This is a genomic window from Amycolatopsis sp. NPDC051758, assembly GCF_044453095.1.
In the GTDB taxonomy this organism is placed as follows: Bacteria; Actinomycetota; Actinomycetes; order Mycobacteriales; family Pseudonocardiaceae; genus Amycolatopsis.
This window is the reverse complement of sequence record NZ_JBITCJ010000002.1, coordinates 1,270,579-1,289,937: the sequence shown is the minus strand read 5'-3', so window position 1 is coordinate 1,289,937 and position 19,359 is coordinate 1,270,579. Positions and strand designations below refer to the sequence as shown.

The following is a 19,359-nucleotide window of genomic DNA, read 5'->3' as shown; positions in this document are numbered from 1 at the left end:
GCTCGGCTTTGCGTTCGACGACTCCGATGGCCATTTCTTCACCGCGTATCCTGTCTCGCAGTCCAAGGTTCGTCGGCGCGACCGAAGCACAGCTCAACGGACTGTCCAGACCGAGCGCGGGTACCAAGGCTTGTACCCGATGCACTGCAACAAGGGGGGTGGTGACGGGCATCAGCGTCGTAGCCGACCAGTACCCGATCGTGGACGGGTTCGCCGTCCGGCTGGTCGATCAGGGCTACTACGGGATGCAGCCCCGGTTCTTCGACGGCGCCGGGCGGGACCTGGGCGGGTTCAGCTGGGGCAACTGGATGGATGTCCGGATGCGGTCCTGGACCGCCGGCGATGTCCCGGTCGGAACGACGGCGAAGCCGTTTTACGACGACGAGCAGGGCTGGTGACTCAAGATCTGGCCGGACGACGAGTTCGTCTTCGTGCTGGAAGGCGAAGACGATCGTGATCCCGTCGAGATCCGGTTCCGGGTGTGGCGGGACGAGTACTTCGCCGCCTGGCTGGACGCGGTCGGTGAAGCGCGGAAGACGTGCAGCACCTACCTGAGCCTCGACGAGGCTGAACGGGCGTCAGGGCCGGTGACCCGGCTGGTCCTCGGCAGTCACAGCGCTGATTCGATCTTGGACGATGTCGGCCGGGTGCTGCGTTTTCCCGAACTCGTCCAGCTCACCCTTCTCCGGTTCGGGCCGGCCGCTCTGCCTGACGACATCGGGAAGCTGTCACGGCTGCGCTATCTCGACGTGCGCGACAGCCGGCTGACCGCCCTTCCGGATTCGATCGGACGGCTGAGGCAGCTGGTGCGGTTGAACGTCATGGGCAATCGGCTCCGGGACCTGCCGGAGCCGCTCTTCGATTTGCCGTCGTTGCGTTCGCTCAACTTGATCGCCAACGAGTTCTCCGCCGCGCCCGCGGGGCTGCGCCGTCTCCCCGCGTTGCGCTATGTCCGGTTGGACGGCAACCCGCTGCCCGAGAGCGAGTTCGACCGGCTGCACGCGTGGTTCGATCACATCGACGGCTTCGACCGCTACTTCGGCTGACAGGGACGTGGACGAGCTCAGCGGCCAAAAGATGGCGCTGGCACCAATCGCCACGTAAGACACGCTCTAACTCCTCGGGGAGTGGGTTCTGCCGGGCTCGGCTCCTGGTCGGGCGCGGCGCGGTGGCGCTTGAGCGCCCGGTTGAGCAACTCGACTGCCAGAAGCAGTGCCAGAGGAGGACAAGCCGCGACCATGATCCAAACGCGTTCAGGGCAGCGGCCGACGCGATGTTGGCACAAAGCGAGAGGGAGACCCCGAAGACGAACGCGAGACATGCCTGCCACTTGCCCCGCCTGCCGGTTTCCAGAGTTCGATGGTCGCGATGGTGAGCAGGTCGTCGACGATCAGAGGCCAGATCCAGACGGTCGCTTTAGTCTGCGCCGAATCGCAAGGCGAAGTGGAGGCCGTACCGGTAGGAGGCGAAGGCCGCTCCGAGGGCGACGAGGCCGGTGAAGAAGTACCTAACGCCGAGCGTCAGGTCAGCGCGGGAGGGTGTCTTCATGGGCGCTCCCGTCGGCGTCGGCTGAACTCGACAAATGTCAGGGTTGCGGATATCTGCGGGTCAGAGGCAGGAGAGGGTGGGTAGTTGCTGTCCGTACCCGGTCCCGACCACGCCATGCCCAACGCCATCTAGCGGACGTAGGTCGCCATGTCCGGCGGTCTTGCCTGCAGTGCATCGGGCGGCTCAGCGAGGCGCAGGTCGCTCGCGATCGAGCCGTAGCACGCGGTGGCTTCAACCACCTCGGCTTCGGATGTGCCAATCCGCCGACTGTCTGCTAATCCACCGACCAGAGCCGGGCGGTTTTATCGAAGCCGGCACTGGCCAGTTTGGAACCGTCCGGGCTGTAGGCAAGCGACGCTATCGGCCCTTCGTGCCCGTACATCATTTTCTTCTCTGCGCCGGTGCCCAGGTCGAATATTCGGATGATGTAGGAACCTTCCCATTGATCGACGCAGGCGAGGTGGCGACGATCGGGGCTGAAGACCGGGTTGTCGGCAAAATTCTGCACGACGTTGGTCACTGCGCGCACGACCGATCCAGCAGAAGGGTGCCAGATGTTCGCGGCATGGTAGTTCTTGGTGTATGCGACGATGGCGCTATCCAGGCTGATCGCCACGCCGCCTCCCGAATTGCTGACCTCGGTGTCTTGGATAATGGCAGTTTGACTGCGGGAGGCGACGTTCCAGGTCCGGATCGTTTTGTCTTCGCTGATGCTGGCAAGAGCCTTGCCGTCTCGGCTGAACGCGGCGTCGATCACGACGCCCGTGTGCCCGAGCAAGTTGCCTACCGGTCGCCAGTTTTGCCTGTCCCACAAAGTGATGGCACGCTGGTCGCCGCCCGTCGCGACGATCCGACCGTCTGGGCTCATGACGCAGCGAGAGCGCTGGCCGGGGATCGGACACGTCCTGAGCAGGCTTCCGCTGTGCGCGTTCCAGAATGCGACTTGCTGACCGACGCCGGGCGCCCAGCCCGCGGCGGCCATGATCGTCGAGCCGTCCGGGGTGAAGTGGATATCACCCAGGCCGGCAGCTGGCCCGCTCAGTGCCAGTGTTTTCCGGCTGGTCGTTGCCTCGACGTCCCACAGCCGGACGGTTCCGTCCATGCTGCCGGTGGCCAGGGTCTTGCCATCCGGGCTGAACCGCGCTGAGAACAACGCATCGGTATGGCCGGTGAAGACCCCGATCGAGTCGTCTCGCTTGTCTTCGACGATCAACCACGACGCCACACCGCCGACTGCTACCGACGCGCCGGCGAACATCAACGTCCGTCTCCTGACCAGGGGACTCGCTCGGGAACGCTGGGCGAGCGGGGTGGCAACTCGAGGCTCGATCGACCTCGCGGTCGTGGTTCGTGCGGGTGGTCCCGACTTGGTGGCGGGTATCGTGTCGGTTCGAGGCTGGAGCGGCACTTTCTGGCTCTGCGGAGTCGGCTTCTTCGTCTTTCCTGGCAGCCGGTCGCCTGCCCACTTTTCGATGAGGAAATTGACGAGGTACAGCACAATTCCACTGATGCCCGCAGCAGTTGCTGCTTCGGGATCTTTGATGAAGTACCACACGGCGAGTCCGGCCAACGGCACCAGGAATTCGAGGACTCGCCTCATCACAGTCGTCGTCCGCCCTCACGATGTCGATGTTCGCCAGCTCCTTCGGAGGGCCCGATATGCCAACCCAGGTCCATCGAGACGGCGAGTACACACTCAAGGTCGCGCCATGCGCGGCTGCGTTACAGCGCCCGGGCCGGCCGACGGCTGCGCTCTCGGAGCGGCGAGCGCCTTAAAAGACCTGACGTCAGGAAGCTCGGAGGCCAGCGCTGGTGCTACGGAACACGGCGGTCACCGGCAAGGTGCCGAACCCCCCGATTTGACGCAGCTGCGACGGCCGCGCGTACGTCGCCGTAGTCGTTCATTTCGCCTGGTCAGAGCGTCTTTCTGCCACGTGGACGGCGTCGCGGCGGGGAGTCAGCGTGGAAAGCTGCCGTGATCGGCTTTGCGTCCGGGAGAGCGTCCGCGGATCCTTTTGTCATGACGACGACTTCTCGCCCGATTGCGGGTGACACGCTGCGGCAGTGGCGCCTGAAGGCGGGCGTGACCCTGGAAGCGGTCACCGCCGAGCTCAAGGCCAGAACCGATTTGGCCGAGGCCGATCGGCCGAGCCGCCCGACGACGGTCTCCAACTGGGAAACCGGTCTTCGAGCGACCGATCTCTCGGTGGTCGAGGCTTTCGCGGAGGTGCTGAACCTCAAGGCCAAGTACAAGCTGGCAATGGTGGGTTTGTGGCAGGGGGCGCAGGTCAGCGACGGGTTCCCGCCGCGAGCGCAGTGGTCGCACAACTATCCCCGCCGATTCAGGTTCCCGGAGGAGCAGGCGGCGTGGGTGTGGTTGCGGGCGAACGCGGATGTACGTGGTGAGCTGTGGGCGCGGCTGAGCTGGGGCCCGCTCTACCGCACGTTCCCGATGCCGCGGACGGCGGCGGGTCTGTTGGTGCAGGCCTCGCTGAGCGCGCCCAATCCTCCGCTGGTCGCGACCTTCGAGGACTCCGAAGGCCACGAGGTGGCCGAAGGTGGCTGGTGCGCATTCGGCTCGGGCACCGTCCACGTCGACGTGATGAGCGAGATGGGCATCGAGTACTACACCGCGCCGAAGCTGGCCGTCGAGCGGCCGGACCCGCCGTCGCTGTCCGCCCCGGAGGAGTTCGAAAAGCCCCACGGTTCATGGCTGCAGGTCCTGCGTGACACGGCCGATGACCTGGACATCGACTACGACGAGGCAGTCTTGCGGCATCTGGGTGCTCTCACGCCGGGGCGTCCCTCACACCAGATCGAGGAGTCGGAGACGGTGCTGGTGACCCCGCCTGTGCAGACCATCTGCGACGGTGACGGTCTGGTGGACACGCAGCTGCTGGTCGAGCCGGCGCAGCTGCACTTGGTGCGCCGCGCACGCGGCATGAAGAACCGCGAAACCGCTGCGGCACGGGCCAGCACCACGACGTTCGGAAAACTGAAGCCGATCACGGCGAAGATGATCGAACATCTCGAGCGGACGGGCCAACGCCCGTCACCGGACTACTCCCTGGCCCGGCTCGACACCACCTACCAGGCTGACGGCTGGCTGGCGGCGACCAGGACCTTCGATTCCCGCACGCAGATCACCCAGCCCGGCAAGTCCACTCGTCGGCGAGGCAAGGCTCCCGGTCCTCGGCGCTTGCACACCGTCGCGTTCCCGGCGTTCTGGGTCGGGCCCATCTGGCTGCAGCCTTGGCACCCCGACCCGGACGTCGAAGGCGAGGTCAGCCTCGAGTGGGACGGCTGGAAGCGGGAACAGCGGGTACGGTCGCGGAGTCTGCTGACGACACGCCAAGCTTTCAAGAACAGCGGAAAGCTGTCGGTAACCCTTCCCGTCGGTTGGCACCTTGTCGCCGGGCTCGGGCGGGTACCCGAAGCCGGTGACGTCAATGTCGGTTGGTACCCGGCGTCCACGGGCAAGTTGCTTTCCCTGACCGGGTTCTACATCAGCCTGCTCGGCCGCAACATCCGACGGGTCGATGACGACGACGCATCGGTCCGTGCTGATGAAGGCGCCACCCGGGCCCGCGGACGGCGGCGATCGGCGAGGAAGCAGTCCTAAGAGGTCCGGCAGCGCGCTCGGCGCGACCGAAGCTGAACGGCCCTCCTCGCCCTTGGGTCGAATACCTGCGTCACTGATCATCACGGAGGCACCCTTGTCACCCCACACGGGGCGACGTCCGACGTCGCCTACGCCCATGGGGCTCCTGTTCGTGTTTCTCAGCCTCGTGGTCCTGTTCACCGCGGTGATCATCATCTTGGTCGGTCAAGGATCGCCGGTCGGCTTGGCCATCACCGTGCCTGCCGCTGTGATCTCGGCGGCCAGCGGAGCCGTTCTGTTCCTGCGGAACCTCTTCCAGAGCCCGCCCGCGATCGCGCCGCCCCCGCGCGAGCTGCCGAACACCGGTGATGAGGCCGGACAGCAGCCCAAGCCCAGCGAGACCGGAAGCTGAACGACGCCGACAGGAAACGCGCATCCTGCGTCGAAAGGATGCGACAAGCTGCGGTTCAGCGATCTCGCAGGTGATCGTCGAAGACCGAGTTGGAGTCCTCGTTCTCCAGCGTCGGCAGGGACGACTCGTGCGTAACGCCACCCACCCCAACTCGCGACTTCCGGCTGCCAAGCAGTACCGGACAGAAGGGGCCCGATGGTACTGCAGCTTCAGGTGGCCGGGGGTGCGGGCTCCTTGTATCGATGGCTGCTCGGCGACGCCGACCCAGCGGAATCCGTTCGGGAGCCCTCGGCGACGGAGGGGGACGAGGACCTCGGCGCGTTCGAGGTGATCAACACGCTCGTGGCGAACGCCGCGGCCCTTTCGAGCTTGGTGGTGTCGATCCTGGCGTGGCGCTCGCACCGCCCTGATGACGCTGCCGAGGTCCGGATCGAGCACAACGGGGTGAGCATCATCGTGCGGGATCCCGCGCCGGAGACCCTCGCGGCGATCACCGCGGCACTGACGACGGAACTCCCCCAGGTGGATGACGACCAGGCGGACTGAGCCAGTGCCCGACCTGGCCGACCCGCAGGCGTCGCGGGTTCTGTTGGTGGGCCGCGGCCAGTACCAGCACCTGCGCGACGTTCCGGCGGCCGGCCGCGGTGTGCAAGCGCTGCGCGCCGCCTTCACCGATCCCTCGCTTTGGGGGCCTTCCGCATGCCCACCGCGCGACGACGACCGATCCTCCGTCGGCGAACGAGGTGCTTGATCGTGTCCGCGACACCGCCGCGGCCGCGACCGACCTGTTCGTGTTCTACTTCGCCGGGCACGGGTTCGTCGAACTGGAATCCGACGAGCTGTTCCTCGCGCTGCCCGGCACCGACCGCGCGCGACCTTGGACCGGGCTGTCGTACGACTGGATCCGCCGCGCCTCAGCACGGACAGTCCCAGCGGCCGAGCCCACCGGCGTCGCCGACCTGGACCACGTCTGCCGTAACTCCCGCCCCTGTCGTCTGGATGACCTCCCAGGGCGGCGGCAGTTGATCGGGCCGGAACATGCGAGCAGGCGGCTCAGCTGCGACTGGTCGACCAGTAAGTCGGTGAGAGAGACGAAGGGCCGCTCGTCTACGTACGCCCGTGAGAAGGCGAGATTGAGCAGCTCGACGGGTTTGATCAGACCGCAGACCATCGCCGATGCTGGCCGCGCAGCTGGCCATAACTGTTGATCAACCGGTGGTCTTCCGGGATCGTGAGCATCAGCTTGCCTCTCACGGAATCGGGATATCTGCTGGTGCTACCAGGTACGACTGTCACCGAGTTCCTCGTCTCGGCCGATCTCCCGGCTGATCTGGCGTTCCGCAGCCGAGGCGAGGGATTGGTAGAACTGGTGCTCGACGGAACCACGCGGCAGAGTGGATGCGATCTCGTTGGCCTTGTCACGTTGTTCGACATCTTCCGGGAACGGCTGGCCAGGTGTGCCGATGCGGGTGCCTCGGATCAAGGCCGAGTGCACCCCGCTGCAAATCGCTCCGAGGTAGTCGGTCCCGAGTCTGTCTGCCGCTTTCATGCAGGCGACGACGAACTCGGTGTTGTTCCAGATGAAATCTCGCGGTGCGTGGCCCAGGATCGCGGCCACAGCGAGCATCTGCTCTTCGGCGCCCGAGTTTGCGGCGTCGGACAACAACTTCGAGACCTGTTCGTCATACGGTCCAGCGACTGCGTTGAAGATTTCTGCGCCCGTCTGGCTTCGGGGCCATGACTGAGGCGCCTCTGCGATCCACGTGACGACACGTCGCAGCAGTCGCTCGAAGTCCCTGCTGTCCCGGAAGTGCAGTGAGTTGTCCCAGTGAGACGGAAACGCGTCGTAGTCCGTAGGTGACGAGTGGTGTTCATTTGTCTCGGCGCGGCGCAGAAGAAGGTCGAGGACTTGTTCAGGTCGTGCTGCTGACAGCTCAGCCAGGAGAGTGGTGATGTGGTAGTCGTCGATGGATGGGCACTGGCGCAGCTGGTCGAAGAGGTCGTCGATCTGTGCGTCCGTCAGGTTCATCCATCGCGCTGCATTGGGTGCCGTGAGCAGCGCGGCGACTTCGCCGGCCACAGAAGGGGAATCGGCGAATCGGACTTTGGTGACTAACCGGAGGGCCAGTCGCTGGTCGCCGTCGATCGAGCCCGCAGCTGACACGGCCAGCCGACGTACCTCCTGATCGTCGTGGCCGATCAGGACGAGGAGCAGGGCTGGTTCACCATCGAGCAAGGTGGATCGGTGCCCACGCCCCCATCCGAAAGCGTGCGCGACAGCTCGAGTGTCGACGATGCTCGGTGTATCGACCAGTGCCCGCGCGAGGTTCATCGCTTCGTCGGGAAGGGAGTCGGCAACCATGCCCAGCGCTGTGGGGACCAGATCACGCAGGATGTCGATCGATCCGGAAGCCGTCGGATCCGCCTTGGTGCTCTCCGAGATGAGACGGTGAAGCAGCGTCACACCTACTTCTGGGTGGCGTCTAACGAGCGACCACACGAACGGAATCGGACTGGCCGCCGTGGGTCCGAACGCGTAACGATCGAGAGCGAGCCTACGGTCAAGGTGATCGATCACTTCGTTTGGTGACCAACGACCAGTCACGTCGTCGGCCACCTCTTCGAAGTGGTTTTCCTTCTTCTCCTGCCACGTATCGTAGTCGTCGGAGTCATGATTGGACGGACGCCAGCCGTCGTGCAACACGTGCGCAAGGCGGTGCTCGATGTCATCAGGCAGGGCCGCAAGGACAGCCAGGGCCGCTGGACGCGTTTCCGTGGTGCTGTAGCGCGCGTGCCACCGCACGGCCTGACGCACAGCCACAACCACGACTGGGTCGAGCTCTGGGTGGCCTGCAAGTCCTGTGAGGTGGTGGAGAACGTCGACAAAAGCGGACGTCCACCTCGCGCGTTCCTCGGCGTCGACCTGACGGCCGTACATCCCCCTCGGGTAGCGGATCGCGGAACCCAGGGCCTCTACGGCTCGCACAGCACGGCGGACATTGCCCTCGCGTGCTTCCTTCAGCGCAAGATCGATGACACGGTCGCGATGGGGACGAGCCCACTCCGGGTTGAGCGGATAGCCTCGTAGCACGAGGGACAGCCCGTCCGAACGTCGTTGTTCGAACTCGGTGGCCAGAACGGGTTCCAGCACGGCAAAAGGCGAGTAGCGGTGCTCGGCGACTCGATCGTCGCGCAGCCAGCGCTCAACCGCGCTGATCATGCCGTCCTGGAACCCCGCAGGCTTACCGACGGCGTACTCGGCGAGTTCGGTCAGTAGGCGCATCGGGTGTTCCGGGCGTTGGTGCGGTGGCCGGTCGTCGTCGCGTGCCAGTTCCCACAACAGGTCGGCAGCTTCGGTCAGGTGGTCCAAGCTGTACGCTGCGCGATACAGGATTGCTGGGATTTCGAAGATGACGTCCTCGTACACGGAGACGTCTGCCGAATCGGTGCTCCTACCGGCTTCAGCCCGGACGTCCAACGCTGTGTGGACCATCGCAATTGCGTGCCCTGGCTGAAAAACGGCAACCTGGCGGACAGCCTGTAGGGTCTGAAGCCGCACAGACGTCGTGCCGGCCTCGTACTCACGGGTCAGCGCGGACCAGAGAACATCGACGGCTGAAGCCGCGTTCTCATTGGAGCGCCTGGTCTGCCAGTCCACCCGGCCGGCGTTCACGACGGCGTGGGCCAGCGGTGCTCCGGAGGTCGCGTCGCATACACGTTCCAGGTAGCCGGTCGACGTACCGGACGGCCCGTCGATGGCGGCGTCGGCGAGCAGCACGTCGCCGAGTAGGTCGGGAACGATTCGCACGGACTGAGCTCGGCGGAGTAGCACGCCACTGTCCTGCAGAGCTCGCAAGTGCGGTACCACGTTGTCGTACGGCCTGCCGATCACCGCGGCCGCGACGGCTTGAAATTCGGGTTGATCGAGCCGGAAGGGCTGTAGGACAGCCATCAGCTTGAGCACTTCGCGCCGAAGTTCCGCATCCCCGCCCGAAGCGGCGGCGGCGACATCCCCGAACGTTTGAAGGATCTCGTAGCGGATGTCCGAGCTGGCTTCCAACCGGTCAGGAGCCAGGTCTCCTTTCGCGATCAATGCCGCGCCGACGACGATCAAGAGCGGGCAGTCTGACGCCAGGGCCGCCAGCCGAGGCGCCACCCGCGATCCGAGATCGGGCCCGAGCACACCGCGTGCCAACGTTTCGGCGTCGGTAATGGTCAGATCGCCGAGTTCCCACGTCGGCACCTCCGACGGGTGCACACCAACTTGCCGGAGATCGCTGTGTAGCTGCGGAAGCCCGTACGGTCGCGACGACAGCAACACCTTCGCGCTCGGCCGGAACCGCCTGATCCCTGCGATCAGCGTGCCGACATCGGACCGATCGTGCGCATCGTCGATGACGACCATGAGCCCCTGGTCAGGTGGGAGCACCTCGAAGTCCGTCGGGGTGACGCTCACGCCCGTCGAGAGGAACCGGATCGTGGCCGACCTTGTCGTCGCGAACTCCTCGGTTGCCGCACGGAGCAGCCGGGTCTTGCCGATCCCGCCGCGACCGACGATGACGGCGATGTGAGGCTCGGAGTCCGTGGCGAATTTCGACAGGTCGGCCAGTTCGTTCGCGCGTCCGGCGAGGTCCCACTCGTGCGAGTAGATGCTGCCTTTCGCAAATGGGCAAAAGAACTCGTCGGCGGTCAGCCACGGACCGGGGGAGGAGACACCGAGGAACTGCTCCCGCCAGCCAGGGAAGTAAGTGTCCACGAGTCGGACGGCGGCATCGCGATCCTGAAGGGATCGCACTTCACGAGACAGGTCATCGATGTCCCAGAGGGCCCACTTCGGCTGGTGCTTGGCGATCTCCTGCCGTGCCTGTGGGCTCGCGATGCGGGTCAGGAAGATGATGCACCGATCGACGTCAGCCTTCAGCGCGGCGACCGCCTTCTTCACCTTCGCGGGACCGAACGACTGCTCGCGTTTGCATTGGATCCCGGTCGACGTGCCGTCGGCGTGGGTGACGACGACGTCGATTCCGTACTGCGTGTGGCCTTGCGCGCCGTATCGATGCACCTGCGAACTCGGGTACCGCGCGTGCGCGAGGTCGGTGCTGAACTGCTCGAAGACGTCGGGTGGGAGCTCCTGCAGCGGGAGGCTGGGGCTCAGCGGGCGAGCTGGCGGAGTCACTGTGGTGGCCGCCGCGCGGGGTGGGCGCGCTTCGCGGCGCTCTTCGGGGCCGTCGACGTCCAGCTGGAGCAACTTCGCGACCTGGGACGCCACGCCTGCGGGTGGGAACGACCTGCCGCGCTCCCAGTTGCTGACTGCCTGCTGGCCGACGCCGAGACGCTGAGCCAGGTCGCGCTGGGTCCAGTGACGGGCTGACCGCACCCTCCGGACCGACTCGCCAAAGCTCTCGTTCATCCTCTTATCGTACGCCTGCCATGCGTACGGATTCCTGGACGGGCTAGGGACGCGTTGCCGCGGGGCTCCACCGGGCCAGCGCGTCGCGCAGGAACCGGGTGACCTCGGGGTCGGCTCCCGGCTCCCGGCTCGCGTCCGCCAGTGCCTTGCCCAGGCAGCGGACGGCGTCGGACCGGCGGCCCGCCGCAGCGAGGCTCGCGGCGTGCTGGTAGCGGGTGAACAGCGTCTCGGTGTCAGCGGCGCCGGCCGTGGCGAGGTAGTCGGCGGCGAGCTCGGCGAACAGGTCCGCGGCGGTGTCGTAGTCGCCGGACAGCCCGAGGTAGGTGGCGTGCTGGTGCCTGCTGACCATCGTGTCCGGGTGTACCCGGCCGAGGATCCGGGCCCGGTCGGCGACGACCTTCTCGAACCGGACGGCCGCGGCGGCGTGCTGTCCGGCGCGGCCGAGGTAGCCGGCTTGCTGGTGGCGGGCCAGCAGGGTCTCGGGGTCGTCACCCAGGTCGAACATGGCCGTCCGGTCGTCGATCAGCGCGCCGAGCAGAGCGGTTGCCTTGACGTACTGACCGGCTGCGCCGAGCGCGTCGGCGTGCCGGTACCGGACCTTCAGCGTCGTGGCGTGGTCGGTACCCAGTGCGGTGACGCACTCGGGGAGGAGGCCGGCCAGCAGCCGGGCCGCTCCGCGCGGGTCTCCGGCGAGACTCAGGTGAGCGGCCCGCTCGTAGCGGGTGGTGAGGGTTTCGACGTGTGCACGGCCCAGTCGCTGCGTGCAGTCCTCCGCCAGGGCCGCCAACAGGGAGGCAGCGTCGGTGAGTCGGCCAGCGAGCCCGAGGTACACGGCGTGGTCGCGCCGGGTCGCGAGGGTGCGCGGGTCGGCGGGTCCGAATTCTGCTGAGCGCTGCTCGGCCATCCTGGCGAACAAGGCGGCCGCTTCGGCCGGACGTCCGGCGTCGGCGATGCAGCGGGCGAGCGCGTCCGGGGCTTCCGGGACACCGCCGGCGGCTGCTTTGGCCAGCCCTGCTTCAGCATGGTCGTAGTGCCCCTGCTGGTGCGCGGTGAGGCCGATGTCGTAGCTCAGCTCCGGCGAGGCTTTCGCCAGCAACGTCCGCCAGGTCGGTGCCGGGACCGGATCGGCGACCGTGTCGACGAGGTAGTCGAAGGCGCGGTAGCCGTCGCCGGTGGCGATCAGCAGGCTGCTGGTCGTCTCGGGGACCGGCTCGACCGCCCAGGCCAAGCCGTCCTCGAAGGACTCGGGTTGCAGCCCGGAGCCACCGGCCCGCGCCTCGAGGTAGTGCTCGTGGAGCCTGCGCAGAGTCCGCTCGGCGACCGCGCCGAGCAGGCCGGCCCGCTGGCAGTCGACGGCCGCGGCGACGATGGCGGCCCCGCGCGGGTGCCGGCCCGGAGTCCAGCCGTCGTGCCAGTCGGCCAGCAGTTGGGGGCCTGCGGCGAGCACCTCCCCGACGCCGAACTCGGCGGCCTGTTCGATCGCTTTGCGCAGCCGCGGGTCGGCGGCGAGCTCGCGCGCCCGGGCAAGCTCCGCTTCGGTCCAGTGCCGGGGGAGGTCGAGCCGGTGGGCAAGGCGCAGGACGTCCCGGCCCGAGCGCAGGAGCTCACGGCCCGCGCCGTCAGTCTTGGCCTCTTCGCGCGGGCTGTAGCGGGCGTAGGCGGTGGTCCGCATAGTGGCCACGACGACCACCTGCCGGGTCCCGTCACCGAGGATGCGGTTGACCTTGGTGGAGCTCAGCCCGTCGGGGCCGAGGAACCGGTCCAGCTCGTCCAGCCAGACCACACACTTGCGCTGCTCCAGCACGGTGGCGAGGACGTGCTCGAGGTCCGCTCGCCCGGTCGGTGGCACGAAGACGTGGTCGGGCAGCCGGCGGCGGATCGCCTCATACGCGGTCCGCGTCTTGCCCGCGGTCGATTCACCGACGAGGATGACGAAGCTGACGCTGCCGAGGATCTTCTCCAACCGGACGTCGACGTCGCGGCGAACGTACGGCGGGACTCTGTCGGACCGTCCGTCCGGCCGCTCCAGCACACCCGCCGGGTGGACATGGAAGGCCACCGCGTCCGGCAGGTCCCGGACCTTGCGCAGGCCGCCGCGTTCCGTGCTGACTTCGATACGGGATCCCAGCTCGCGGACGCGTTTCGCCCGGGCATCGACTTCGGCCTTGGCGCGGGTGGTCAGCATGCCGGCGACCGCGGTCACCACCGCGGCTCCCGAGCCCGCGTACCAGTTCTTCGCGACCAGACCTACCAGCGCACCGACCAGGGCGCAGCAGCAGAGCAGGACCCAGCCTCGGACCCGGCGCCACCACGGCCGGAATCCCGGGCGGCGCTCGCGCGTCGTGCCACCCACGTCAGCGCCCGATGTCGAAGTTGATCGTCCCGAACAGGTCGCGCCCCTGCACCGCGGTGCCGCTGACGTGCCCGGTGACGATGTTGCTGATCCCGGTCCGGCGGGTTTCTTCCGCGGCGGCCAACCAGGCCGCCAGCTCCGTGGCGACGTCGCTGTCGCGATCCGCGAGGTCGTGAACCTCGTCGAGCAGCCGGCGCAGTGCTCGCACGTCGGACGGATCCGCCCGGTGGCGAGAGACGAGCTCTGCCTGGCCCGGACGCCGGCCTGGCGATCGGGACGCGTGGTCCAGGAGGGATCGCCAGCCCTGCCGCCCGTCCGATGCCAGGTACTCCGCAAGGCGTACGACCTGCGGTTCCAACCGGTCCGGCGGTCGTTCGCGGTAGGAGTCGAACGCCCGGTCGTAGACCGTCACCGCGTCGTCCTCGCGACCCATCGCCTGGAGGATCCCGCCGAGCCGGTCGAGCGCGTCGCTCTCCGCGACCTCGTCCGAGAGCTCTCGGAAGATCGCGATCGCACCGCGGTAGAAGTCGGCGCTCTCGTCGAGCCGGTCCACTTCCGCGGACGCAGAGCCCAGGCCGGTTAGGGTTACGGCTTCGCCCTGGCGGTCGCCGATGTCTCTGAACAGGGACAACGCGTGGCTGTAGAGCCGGATGGCCTCAGGCCCCCGGCCCTGCTCACGCAGGGTCTCACCCAGCTGTGTCAGCGCACGGGCTTCCCCGTGCCGGTCGGCCGCGGACCGGAAGAGTTCGAGGCCCTTGCGGGTGTCGTGTTCCGCCGCTTCCCACTGCCCCATCTGGTGTTCCGCCCAAGCCAGGCTAGTCAGCACTGCGGCTTCCCGGTTCGGTTCGCCGAGACGGCGGTAGAGCGCGATCGCCTGTCGGTAGCGGTCCTGCGCAGACTGGTAAAGGCCGAGCTGGGCGTCGCAGTGGGCAAGGGTGGTGAGAACGCCAGCCTCGCTGCTGCGGTCACCTGCCCGGACGACCGCGTCGAGCGCGGTCTCACCGACCTCGGCCAGCCGTGTCCAGTCGCCTCGGGAAGCGTCGAACCGGTGGAGCGACACGGCGAGCCCCCCAGCCAGGTCGGGCCGGTCCAGCTCGACGGCGAGCCGCACCGCCCCGTGCAGGTTCTCGTCCTCGGCCTGGAACCATTCGCCGGTGGTCCGGCCGTTCCGCGTCCGCTCCAGGTAGAACTCGAGCAGCCGGTGCAGGGCCGGCCGGTCCACCGGCCGGATGGGTTCGCCGGGTGCCGGACGGAGGAATTGCCGCATGGATTCCGGGAGCCGGACCCGCGCCGAGTCCTCAGACCACTGCAGCACCGCCGCAGCTGCGAGTCGGCCGAGTCGGCCGCGCGTGCCTTCAGGCGCGTCATCGAGGACCGCGGCGGCCTCGGCCGACACATCGGCGGTCGGGGCGAGGGCCAGCCTCCGAAGCAGGTCGGCATCGCCGCTGCCGAGGCTCTTGACGGAGAGAGCGAGCACCCGGGGGACCGAAACCGCGGACCGGGCGTCGTCCAGCTCGCGCAGCAGGAGATCCGCACGGGCTCCGGGCCTGCTTAATCGTTCCGTGATGATCGTCAGCGCCAGGGGCAGGCCCTGGGTCACCTCGGCGAGCTGCGCCTGCTCGGCCGCACTGAGCTCGAGCCTTCGACCATCCGGGGCCTGAACGTTCGCCAGGAACCGCACGACGTCGTCCGGAGGCAGGGGACCTACTTCGATCCGCGCCGCGTTCGCGAGTCCGGGCAGCCGGAGGCGGCTGATGACCAGGACCGCGTCGCTGCCGGACGGCGGTAGGAGCGGGAAGACGCCTTGTTCGTCGGTGACATCGTCCAGCAGTATCAGTGCCCGGTCCCGGCCCGCGGGGCCGAACCGTGTGCGGTACAACCGGGCCATGACGTTCGAGTCCGCCGGGAGCTGGTCCGGGGCGACGCCGCGGGCCTCGAGGAATGACGCCATGACGTCGATCGGGGTGTTCACCCGGAGACTGGCATGCAGGAGGCCACCGGGAAACCAGCCGGCGTCGAGCGCTGCGCGGACGACGTGGGCGGCGAGGTGGGACTTGCCGACGCCCGGTGGGCCATGGAGGACCACGATCCCGGCCCCGTCGGCCGCCGGGTCGAGCAGCCTGGCCAGCTCCCGCCGCTCGCGGTTCCGGCCAATCAGGGCGTCGTCGGCAGCGGGCAGCTCCCATGCGCGCGGTGGCTGCTTTCCCGGGCGCCGGTCGCTCCCGATCCACGGCGGCGTCGCCGGTTCCTCGTCGGCCGGCACCGGGAGCGCCGGTCCGGTGCTGGTGATGTCATCGCGCAGGGCTCGCAGCTGCGGGCCGGGTTCGATCCCGAGGTCGTCCAGCAGCCGCCGCTCGACCCGGGCGTAGACCCGCCTCGCTTGGTCGTGGCGTCCGGTCGCGTGCAGTGCCTGCATGAGCAAACCGTGCGACTCTTCGTCGAGCGGGTGGTCGGCGACAAGGCGTTCGAGGGGCGGGACGGCCTCGCCGGCACGGCCGAGCTCCAAGAGGAGTTCCGCCCGGGTGCGTTCCGCCGCCAGCCGCTCACGTTCCAGTGTGCGCCTGAGCTCGTCGGCCCACGGTCCGGGGATCCCGGGGAGGGGCTCGTCCCAGAGCGCGAGCGCGTCACCGAGCAACCCGGCTCTCCGCCCGGCCGATTTCTCCTCGCGCGCGGCGGCAGTCAGCGCCCGGAACCGGTGCAGGTCGACCGTCATCGGGTCGACATCGAGCCGGTAGCCAGCGGGCACGCTGCTGAGGTCCCAGCCGGGCGCAATCCCGGCCGCCTTGAGCAGGCGCCGGACCTGGTGGATGAACACGGACACGTTCGACGGTGCGCTCAGCGGCGGGTCCTCGCTCCAGAAGGCGTCCAGCACCTGTTCTACGCCGACCCGGCGACCGGCCGAGACGAGCAGGATGGCGAGCACGGCGATGATCCGCGGCGGCGGTGACCCCGCCTTCGACCGCGGGATCATCGGCGTGCCGAGCAACCGGAAGTCGACCGGTCTGTCCAGGGAGTCGCCAGCGGTCATGCCGGAAGCCTAGGGCGGGGGACCGTCATTCGTCAGCCGTTCCCGGTCGGGCGGAAGCCGCGGTGCGTGTTGCGGTCGATGAACGCGAGCAGGGTCTTTCGGAGCGAGGAACCGGCGCGAGCCGACGGCGACGTGCTCGATGTCGCCGTGGTTCATCAGCTGGTACAACGTCGACGGGCTGATGCCGGGGGCCCGGGCGTACTCCTTGATGCTCAGTAGCAATGGTCCGTCGCGGCCGGGCCTGCTGGCCAGATGACCATGGTCTGCTCGGCCTCGACGACGTTGACCTCGGAAGCGAGGTGCAGTTACCCATCCGGGTGATCTTGGCTTGCCCCGCGGCGGAGCAAGGTCGCGGGCCAGGAAAGGCGTGAACCTCTGTTCAGACGCTGGCTCGGATCCTGTCATCCGAGCGAAGGAGCTGGCGCTATGAGCAGCCGGTCCACTGAGAACAGCCCGTTGACCATGTTGCAGAAAGAGTTCAGCCACCCCCGGGCCGTTGCGCGGTTCGACCAGGTCCTCCACGGCTGGTCCACCGAGGACACCGCACTTTCGGACGTCGCATCCCATGAAGATCTCGTTGCCATCTTGGCCACACGCGACTACGAGCGACACGACGAGGTACTTCACGCGCTTCTCGTCCGGGCCGCCGTGACGGACCCCGGCGGTGTCGTCGCGACCGAGATCGTGGTCAACGCGATGCTGCCGGCCGTGCCGGGCATCGTCGGCCGGGTCGTCCGAGCGGTTCGTGCCGCCGGTGGTGCCGTCGGGCTTCGGCGGGGCGTGACCGGTGGCGGTGTCTCGAGCTCGGAAGAGAGCCGCGATATCCAGGCGGCTGTGATCGGGCACCTGTGGGAGCAGACCCGCTGCTACCCACTGCGGCGCCGGCATCATATCGCGGCGAATCTGATGCGGGAAACGCAGCGAGCGTCGCAGCGGGACTTCGGCGTTGACCACAGCCAAGCCGCCGCGGACCTCGTCAGCATCGACGATGACGAGGTGCACCGGCCTGTCGCTGCAGTTCCGGATGAGCTGGGCGCCTCGGAGGAGCTACTGGAACTGCTGTCGTGGGCAGTCGAGCAGGAGCGGCTCGACGAGCACTCTGCCACCATCCTGACCACCCGCTACTTCGGCGACCCGGTCGGCCGCGACGGCGTCGCCACGGACCGCCAGATCGGCGCGCTGATCGGGCTGAGCCAGCCGACGATCACCCGCCACCGTCGACGTGCCTTCGAGCAGCTTGCTGAGGCCGTGGTGGAGTGCCCTGGCCGCGACCTTCCCTGGGCTGGCTGAATCACACCGCGCCGATAGCTGCGTGCCTTCGAGCAGCAAGCGGTTGTGGCAAGGGAGGTCGTGTTGTGTTTGGTCGTCGCAGCCGCAGCGGATCCAGCCGGAACGCGTTGGCCGAGCTGTTGCCGGATGCGGATGCCGAGTCCGCGATCCGGAGCGCGAGTCGCCGGGCCGGTCGGGTGGCGGCGTGGCTGACCGTGGTGGCCAGCCCGCTGCTGACGATCACCGGACTGCTCGTTCTCGCGCCGGCGGGTGCGCCGTCGATGCGGGACGGCGGCGCACCCGCGCCCTCAGCCTCGCCGGAAGGGTGGGCGGAGATGTATGTGCGCTCCTGGCTCTCGGCGACCCGGGACGATTCCGCCGAGCTCGAGGCTTTCTACCCGCCCGGGATGAAGTCGCAGCGAGCCGTCGGGACGCAGGTGCCGGTCGACACCGCGGTGATCTCGGCAGTCTCGCAGGGCCCGGGGGTGTGGTCGGTCGTCGTGGTCGCCGATGTGCTGGTGCTGCAGCCGGACGGCAAGCGCACGGCGTCCCTGCTGTGCGCCCAGGTCGCGATGACCGGTAGCGGTGACGCCTATGTCGCTACGTCGTTGCCCTCGCCGGTGGCTTGCCCCGGCACGCTCGGAGCCACCCCGCTCGCTTATGACGAGGTCGCCGATCCGGCTGGTCCGATTGGGCAGTCGGTCGCGGGGTTTCTGGGCGCCTATCTGGCGGGGCAAGGCCAGCTCGACCGGTTCGTCAGCCCCGGGGCAAGCCTCGGGCTGCCGAAGCCGGCGCCGTTTGCCGCAGTGCAGGTGGCCGAGGTGCGCACGCACGAGAAGTTCGAGCCGGGACAGGCCGCGCGCCCGGTCGACGGAACGGTTATCCACAGCCTCACCCACGCCTGGGGATGGGACGCCACCGGCCAGAGCACGCCGGTCGACTACGCGCTGACCCTCGTCGCGCGGGCCGGCCGGTGGGAGATCAACCGCATTGATCCGGCGCCGCTGATCGCGGGCCGCTGAGGCCGAGGAGAACGTCTGATGATCGTGCTCGCCGCGGACGTGAAGTCCTGGATCGATACCAACCTGGCCTGGGGCGACCAGTCCGTCCGCCGGCTGATCCTGCTCGCGGCGATCGTCGGCGGGATCGGGCTGCTGATCGGCACTCGCGGGAACTTCACCCGGGCGATCAAGTACGGCGTGATCGCGGCGATCTTCCTCGGCATCCTGCTCAACCTCGACGGTGTCGCCGGCATGTTCGGCGCCTGGTTCACCCATTGAGCGCCCCGAAAAGCCGCGGCGACGTCCTAATCGGCCGCTCCTACAGCAGGTCGCGGCGGTTCCCGCGGATGTTCGGGCGGATGCCCGGCCGCGACGGCGGCTACCTGCCCGGCGGCCCCTACACCGTCACCCAAGGCGCGCTGTTCCTCGTTCTGCTGGTTGTGGTGTGGAAGCTGCCGCTGCTGGACTGGCTCGGGCCGGCCCCGTGGGGGCTGCCGCTGTCGGCGATGTTCCTCCGGCGCGCCCGAATCGAGTCGCGGACGCCGCTGGGCTGGCTGGTCGGGCTCGGTGCGCACCTGCTCGCTCCGAGGGCCGGCACGCTCGGCCGTCGTCCGTACCGGTCGGCACGACCTAAACGGGTCCGCACCAGCCTGTACGTGCACCTGCCGGACAAGGTTGCCAAGGAGACGCCGGTGTCGCCGCTGCAGCTGGTGCTGGCCCAGGCCCGGGAGCGGTGA

At 68.1% G+C, this 19,359-nt stretch carries 15 protein-coding genes; 10 read left to right on the top strand and 5 right to left on the bottom strand.

From position 1 onward, the window contains the following. Positions 1-161: 161 nt before the first annotated feature. Both ACIA5G_RS14890 and ACIA5G_RS14885 read left to right on the top strand, forming a co-directional pair. Positions 162-398, top strand: a complete 237-nt coding sequence (locus ACIA5G_RS14890; RefSeq protein ID WP_395923416.1) for a hypothetical protein — start codon at positions 162-164, stop codon at positions 396-398. Between the two features lie 33 nt (positions 399-431). Further along, positions 432-1,046 carry a leucine-rich repeat domain-containing protein gene (locus ACIA5G_RS14885; protein WP_395923415.1) on the top strand — a complete coding sequence of 205 codons (615 nt, stop codon included), beginning with the start codon at positions 432-434 and terminating at the stop codon, positions 1,044-1,046. Positions 1,047-1,416: 370 nt separating this feature from the next. On the opposite strand, the gene ACIA5G_RS14880 is transcribed toward ACIA5G_RS14885, so the two are convergent. Together ACIA5G_RS14880 and ACIA5G_RS14875 are read right to left on the bottom strand one after the other, a co-directional pair. After that, complete coding sequence (locus tag ACIA5G_RS14880; protein ID WP_395923414.1) at positions 1,417-1,548, bottom strand: hypothetical protein; 132 nt, start codon at positions 1,546-1,548, stop codon at positions 1,417-1,419. A gap of 274 nt (positions 1,549-1,822) precedes the next feature. Next, a complete protein-coding gene (locus ACIA5G_RS14875) occupies positions 1,823-3,148 on the bottom strand; it encodes a WD40 repeat domain-containing protein (protein ID WP_395923413.1) in 1,326 nt (441 codons plus the stop codon). A gap of 420 nt (positions 3,149-3,568) precedes the next feature. Between ACIA5G_RS14875 and ACIA5G_RS14870 the strand changes: the two genes are divergently transcribed. The 4 genes from ACIA5G_RS14870 (at position 3,569) to ACIA5G_RS14855 (ending at position 6,769) form a co-directional block, all read left to right on the top strand. Next, positions 3,569-5,170 carry a helix-turn-helix domain-containing protein gene (locus ACIA5G_RS14870; protein WP_395923412.1) on the top strand — a complete coding sequence of 534 codons (1,602 nt, stop codon included), beginning with the start codon at positions 3,569-3,571 and terminating at the stop codon, positions 5,168-5,170. A 136-nt stretch (positions 5,171-5,306) separates the two neighbouring features. Then, on the top strand, positions 5,307-5,561 hold the full coding sequence (locus ACIA5G_RS14865) for a hypothetical protein (protein ID WP_395923411.1): 255 nt from the start codon (positions 5,307-5,309) through the stop codon (positions 5,559-5,561). 195 nt (positions 5,562-5,756) lie between these two features. Continuing rightward, positions 5,757-6,107 carry a hypothetical protein gene (locus ACIA5G_RS14860; RefSeq protein WP_395923410.1) on the top strand — a complete coding sequence of 117 codons (351 nt, stop codon included), beginning with the start codon at positions 5,757-5,759 and terminating at the stop codon, positions 6,105-6,107. Positions 6,108-6,304: 197 nt separating this feature from the next. Further along, positions 6,305-6,769 (top strand): hypothetical protein, encoded by a 465-nt coding sequence (locus ACIA5G_RS14855; protein WP_395923409.1) that lies wholly within the window; start codon positions 6,305-6,307, stop codon positions 6,767-6,769. Positions 6,770-6,837: 68 nt separating this feature from the next. Here ACIA5G_RS14855 and ACIA5G_RS14850 read toward each other — a convergent pair whose 3' ends face one another. The 3 genes from ACIA5G_RS14850 to ACIA5G_RS14840 are packed head-to-tail and all read right to left on the bottom strand — an operon-like array spanning position 6,838 to position 16,352. After that, positions 6,838-10,971 (bottom strand): helix-turn-helix domain-containing protein, encoded by a 4,134-nt coding sequence (locus ACIA5G_RS14850; protein ID WP_395923408.1) that lies wholly within the window; start codon positions 10,969-10,971, stop codon positions 6,838-6,840. Between the two features lie 43 nt (positions 10,972-11,014). Beyond that, complete coding sequence (locus ACIA5G_RS14845) at positions 11,015-13,324, bottom strand: hypothetical protein (protein WP_395923407.1); 2,310 nt, start codon at positions 13,322-13,324, stop codon at positions 11,015-11,017. A 1-nt stretch (position 13,325) separates the two neighbouring features. Then, the gene (locus ACIA5G_RS14840) at positions 13,326-16,352 is read right to left on the bottom strand and encodes a BTAD domain-containing putative transcriptional regulator (protein WP_395923406.1); all 3,027 of its coding nucleotides are present in this window, start codon (positions 16,350-16,352) and stop codon (positions 13,326-13,328) included. Between the two features lie 426 nt (positions 16,353-16,778). Between ACIA5G_RS14840 and ACIA5G_RS14835 the strand changes: the two genes are divergently transcribed. The 4 genes from ACIA5G_RS14835 (at position 16,779) to ACIA5G_RS14820 (ending at position 19,359) form a co-directional block, all read left to right on the top strand. Continuing rightward, positions 16,779-17,642 carry a hypothetical protein gene (locus ACIA5G_RS14835; RefSeq protein WP_395923405.1) on the top strand — a complete coding sequence of 288 codons (864 nt, stop codon included), beginning with the start codon at positions 16,779-16,781 and terminating at the stop codon, positions 17,640-17,642. Between the two features lie 107 nt (positions 17,643-17,749). Then, complete coding sequence (locus ACIA5G_RS14830) at positions 17,750-18,643, top strand: conjugal transfer protein (RefSeq protein WP_395923404.1); 894 nt, start codon at positions 17,750-17,752, stop codon at positions 18,641-18,643. Positions 18,644-18,661: 18 nt separating this feature from the next. Beyond that, on the top strand, positions 18,662-18,901 hold the full coding sequence (locus ACIA5G_RS14825; protein WP_086676642.1) for a hypothetical protein: 240 nt from the start codon (positions 18,662-18,664) through the stop codon (positions 18,899-18,901). An 80-nt stretch (positions 18,902-18,981) separates the two neighbouring features. Beyond that, entirely contained in the window at positions 18,982-19,359 is a 378-nt protein-coding gene (locus tag ACIA5G_RS14820; protein ID WP_395923403.1) for a hypothetical protein, read from the top strand.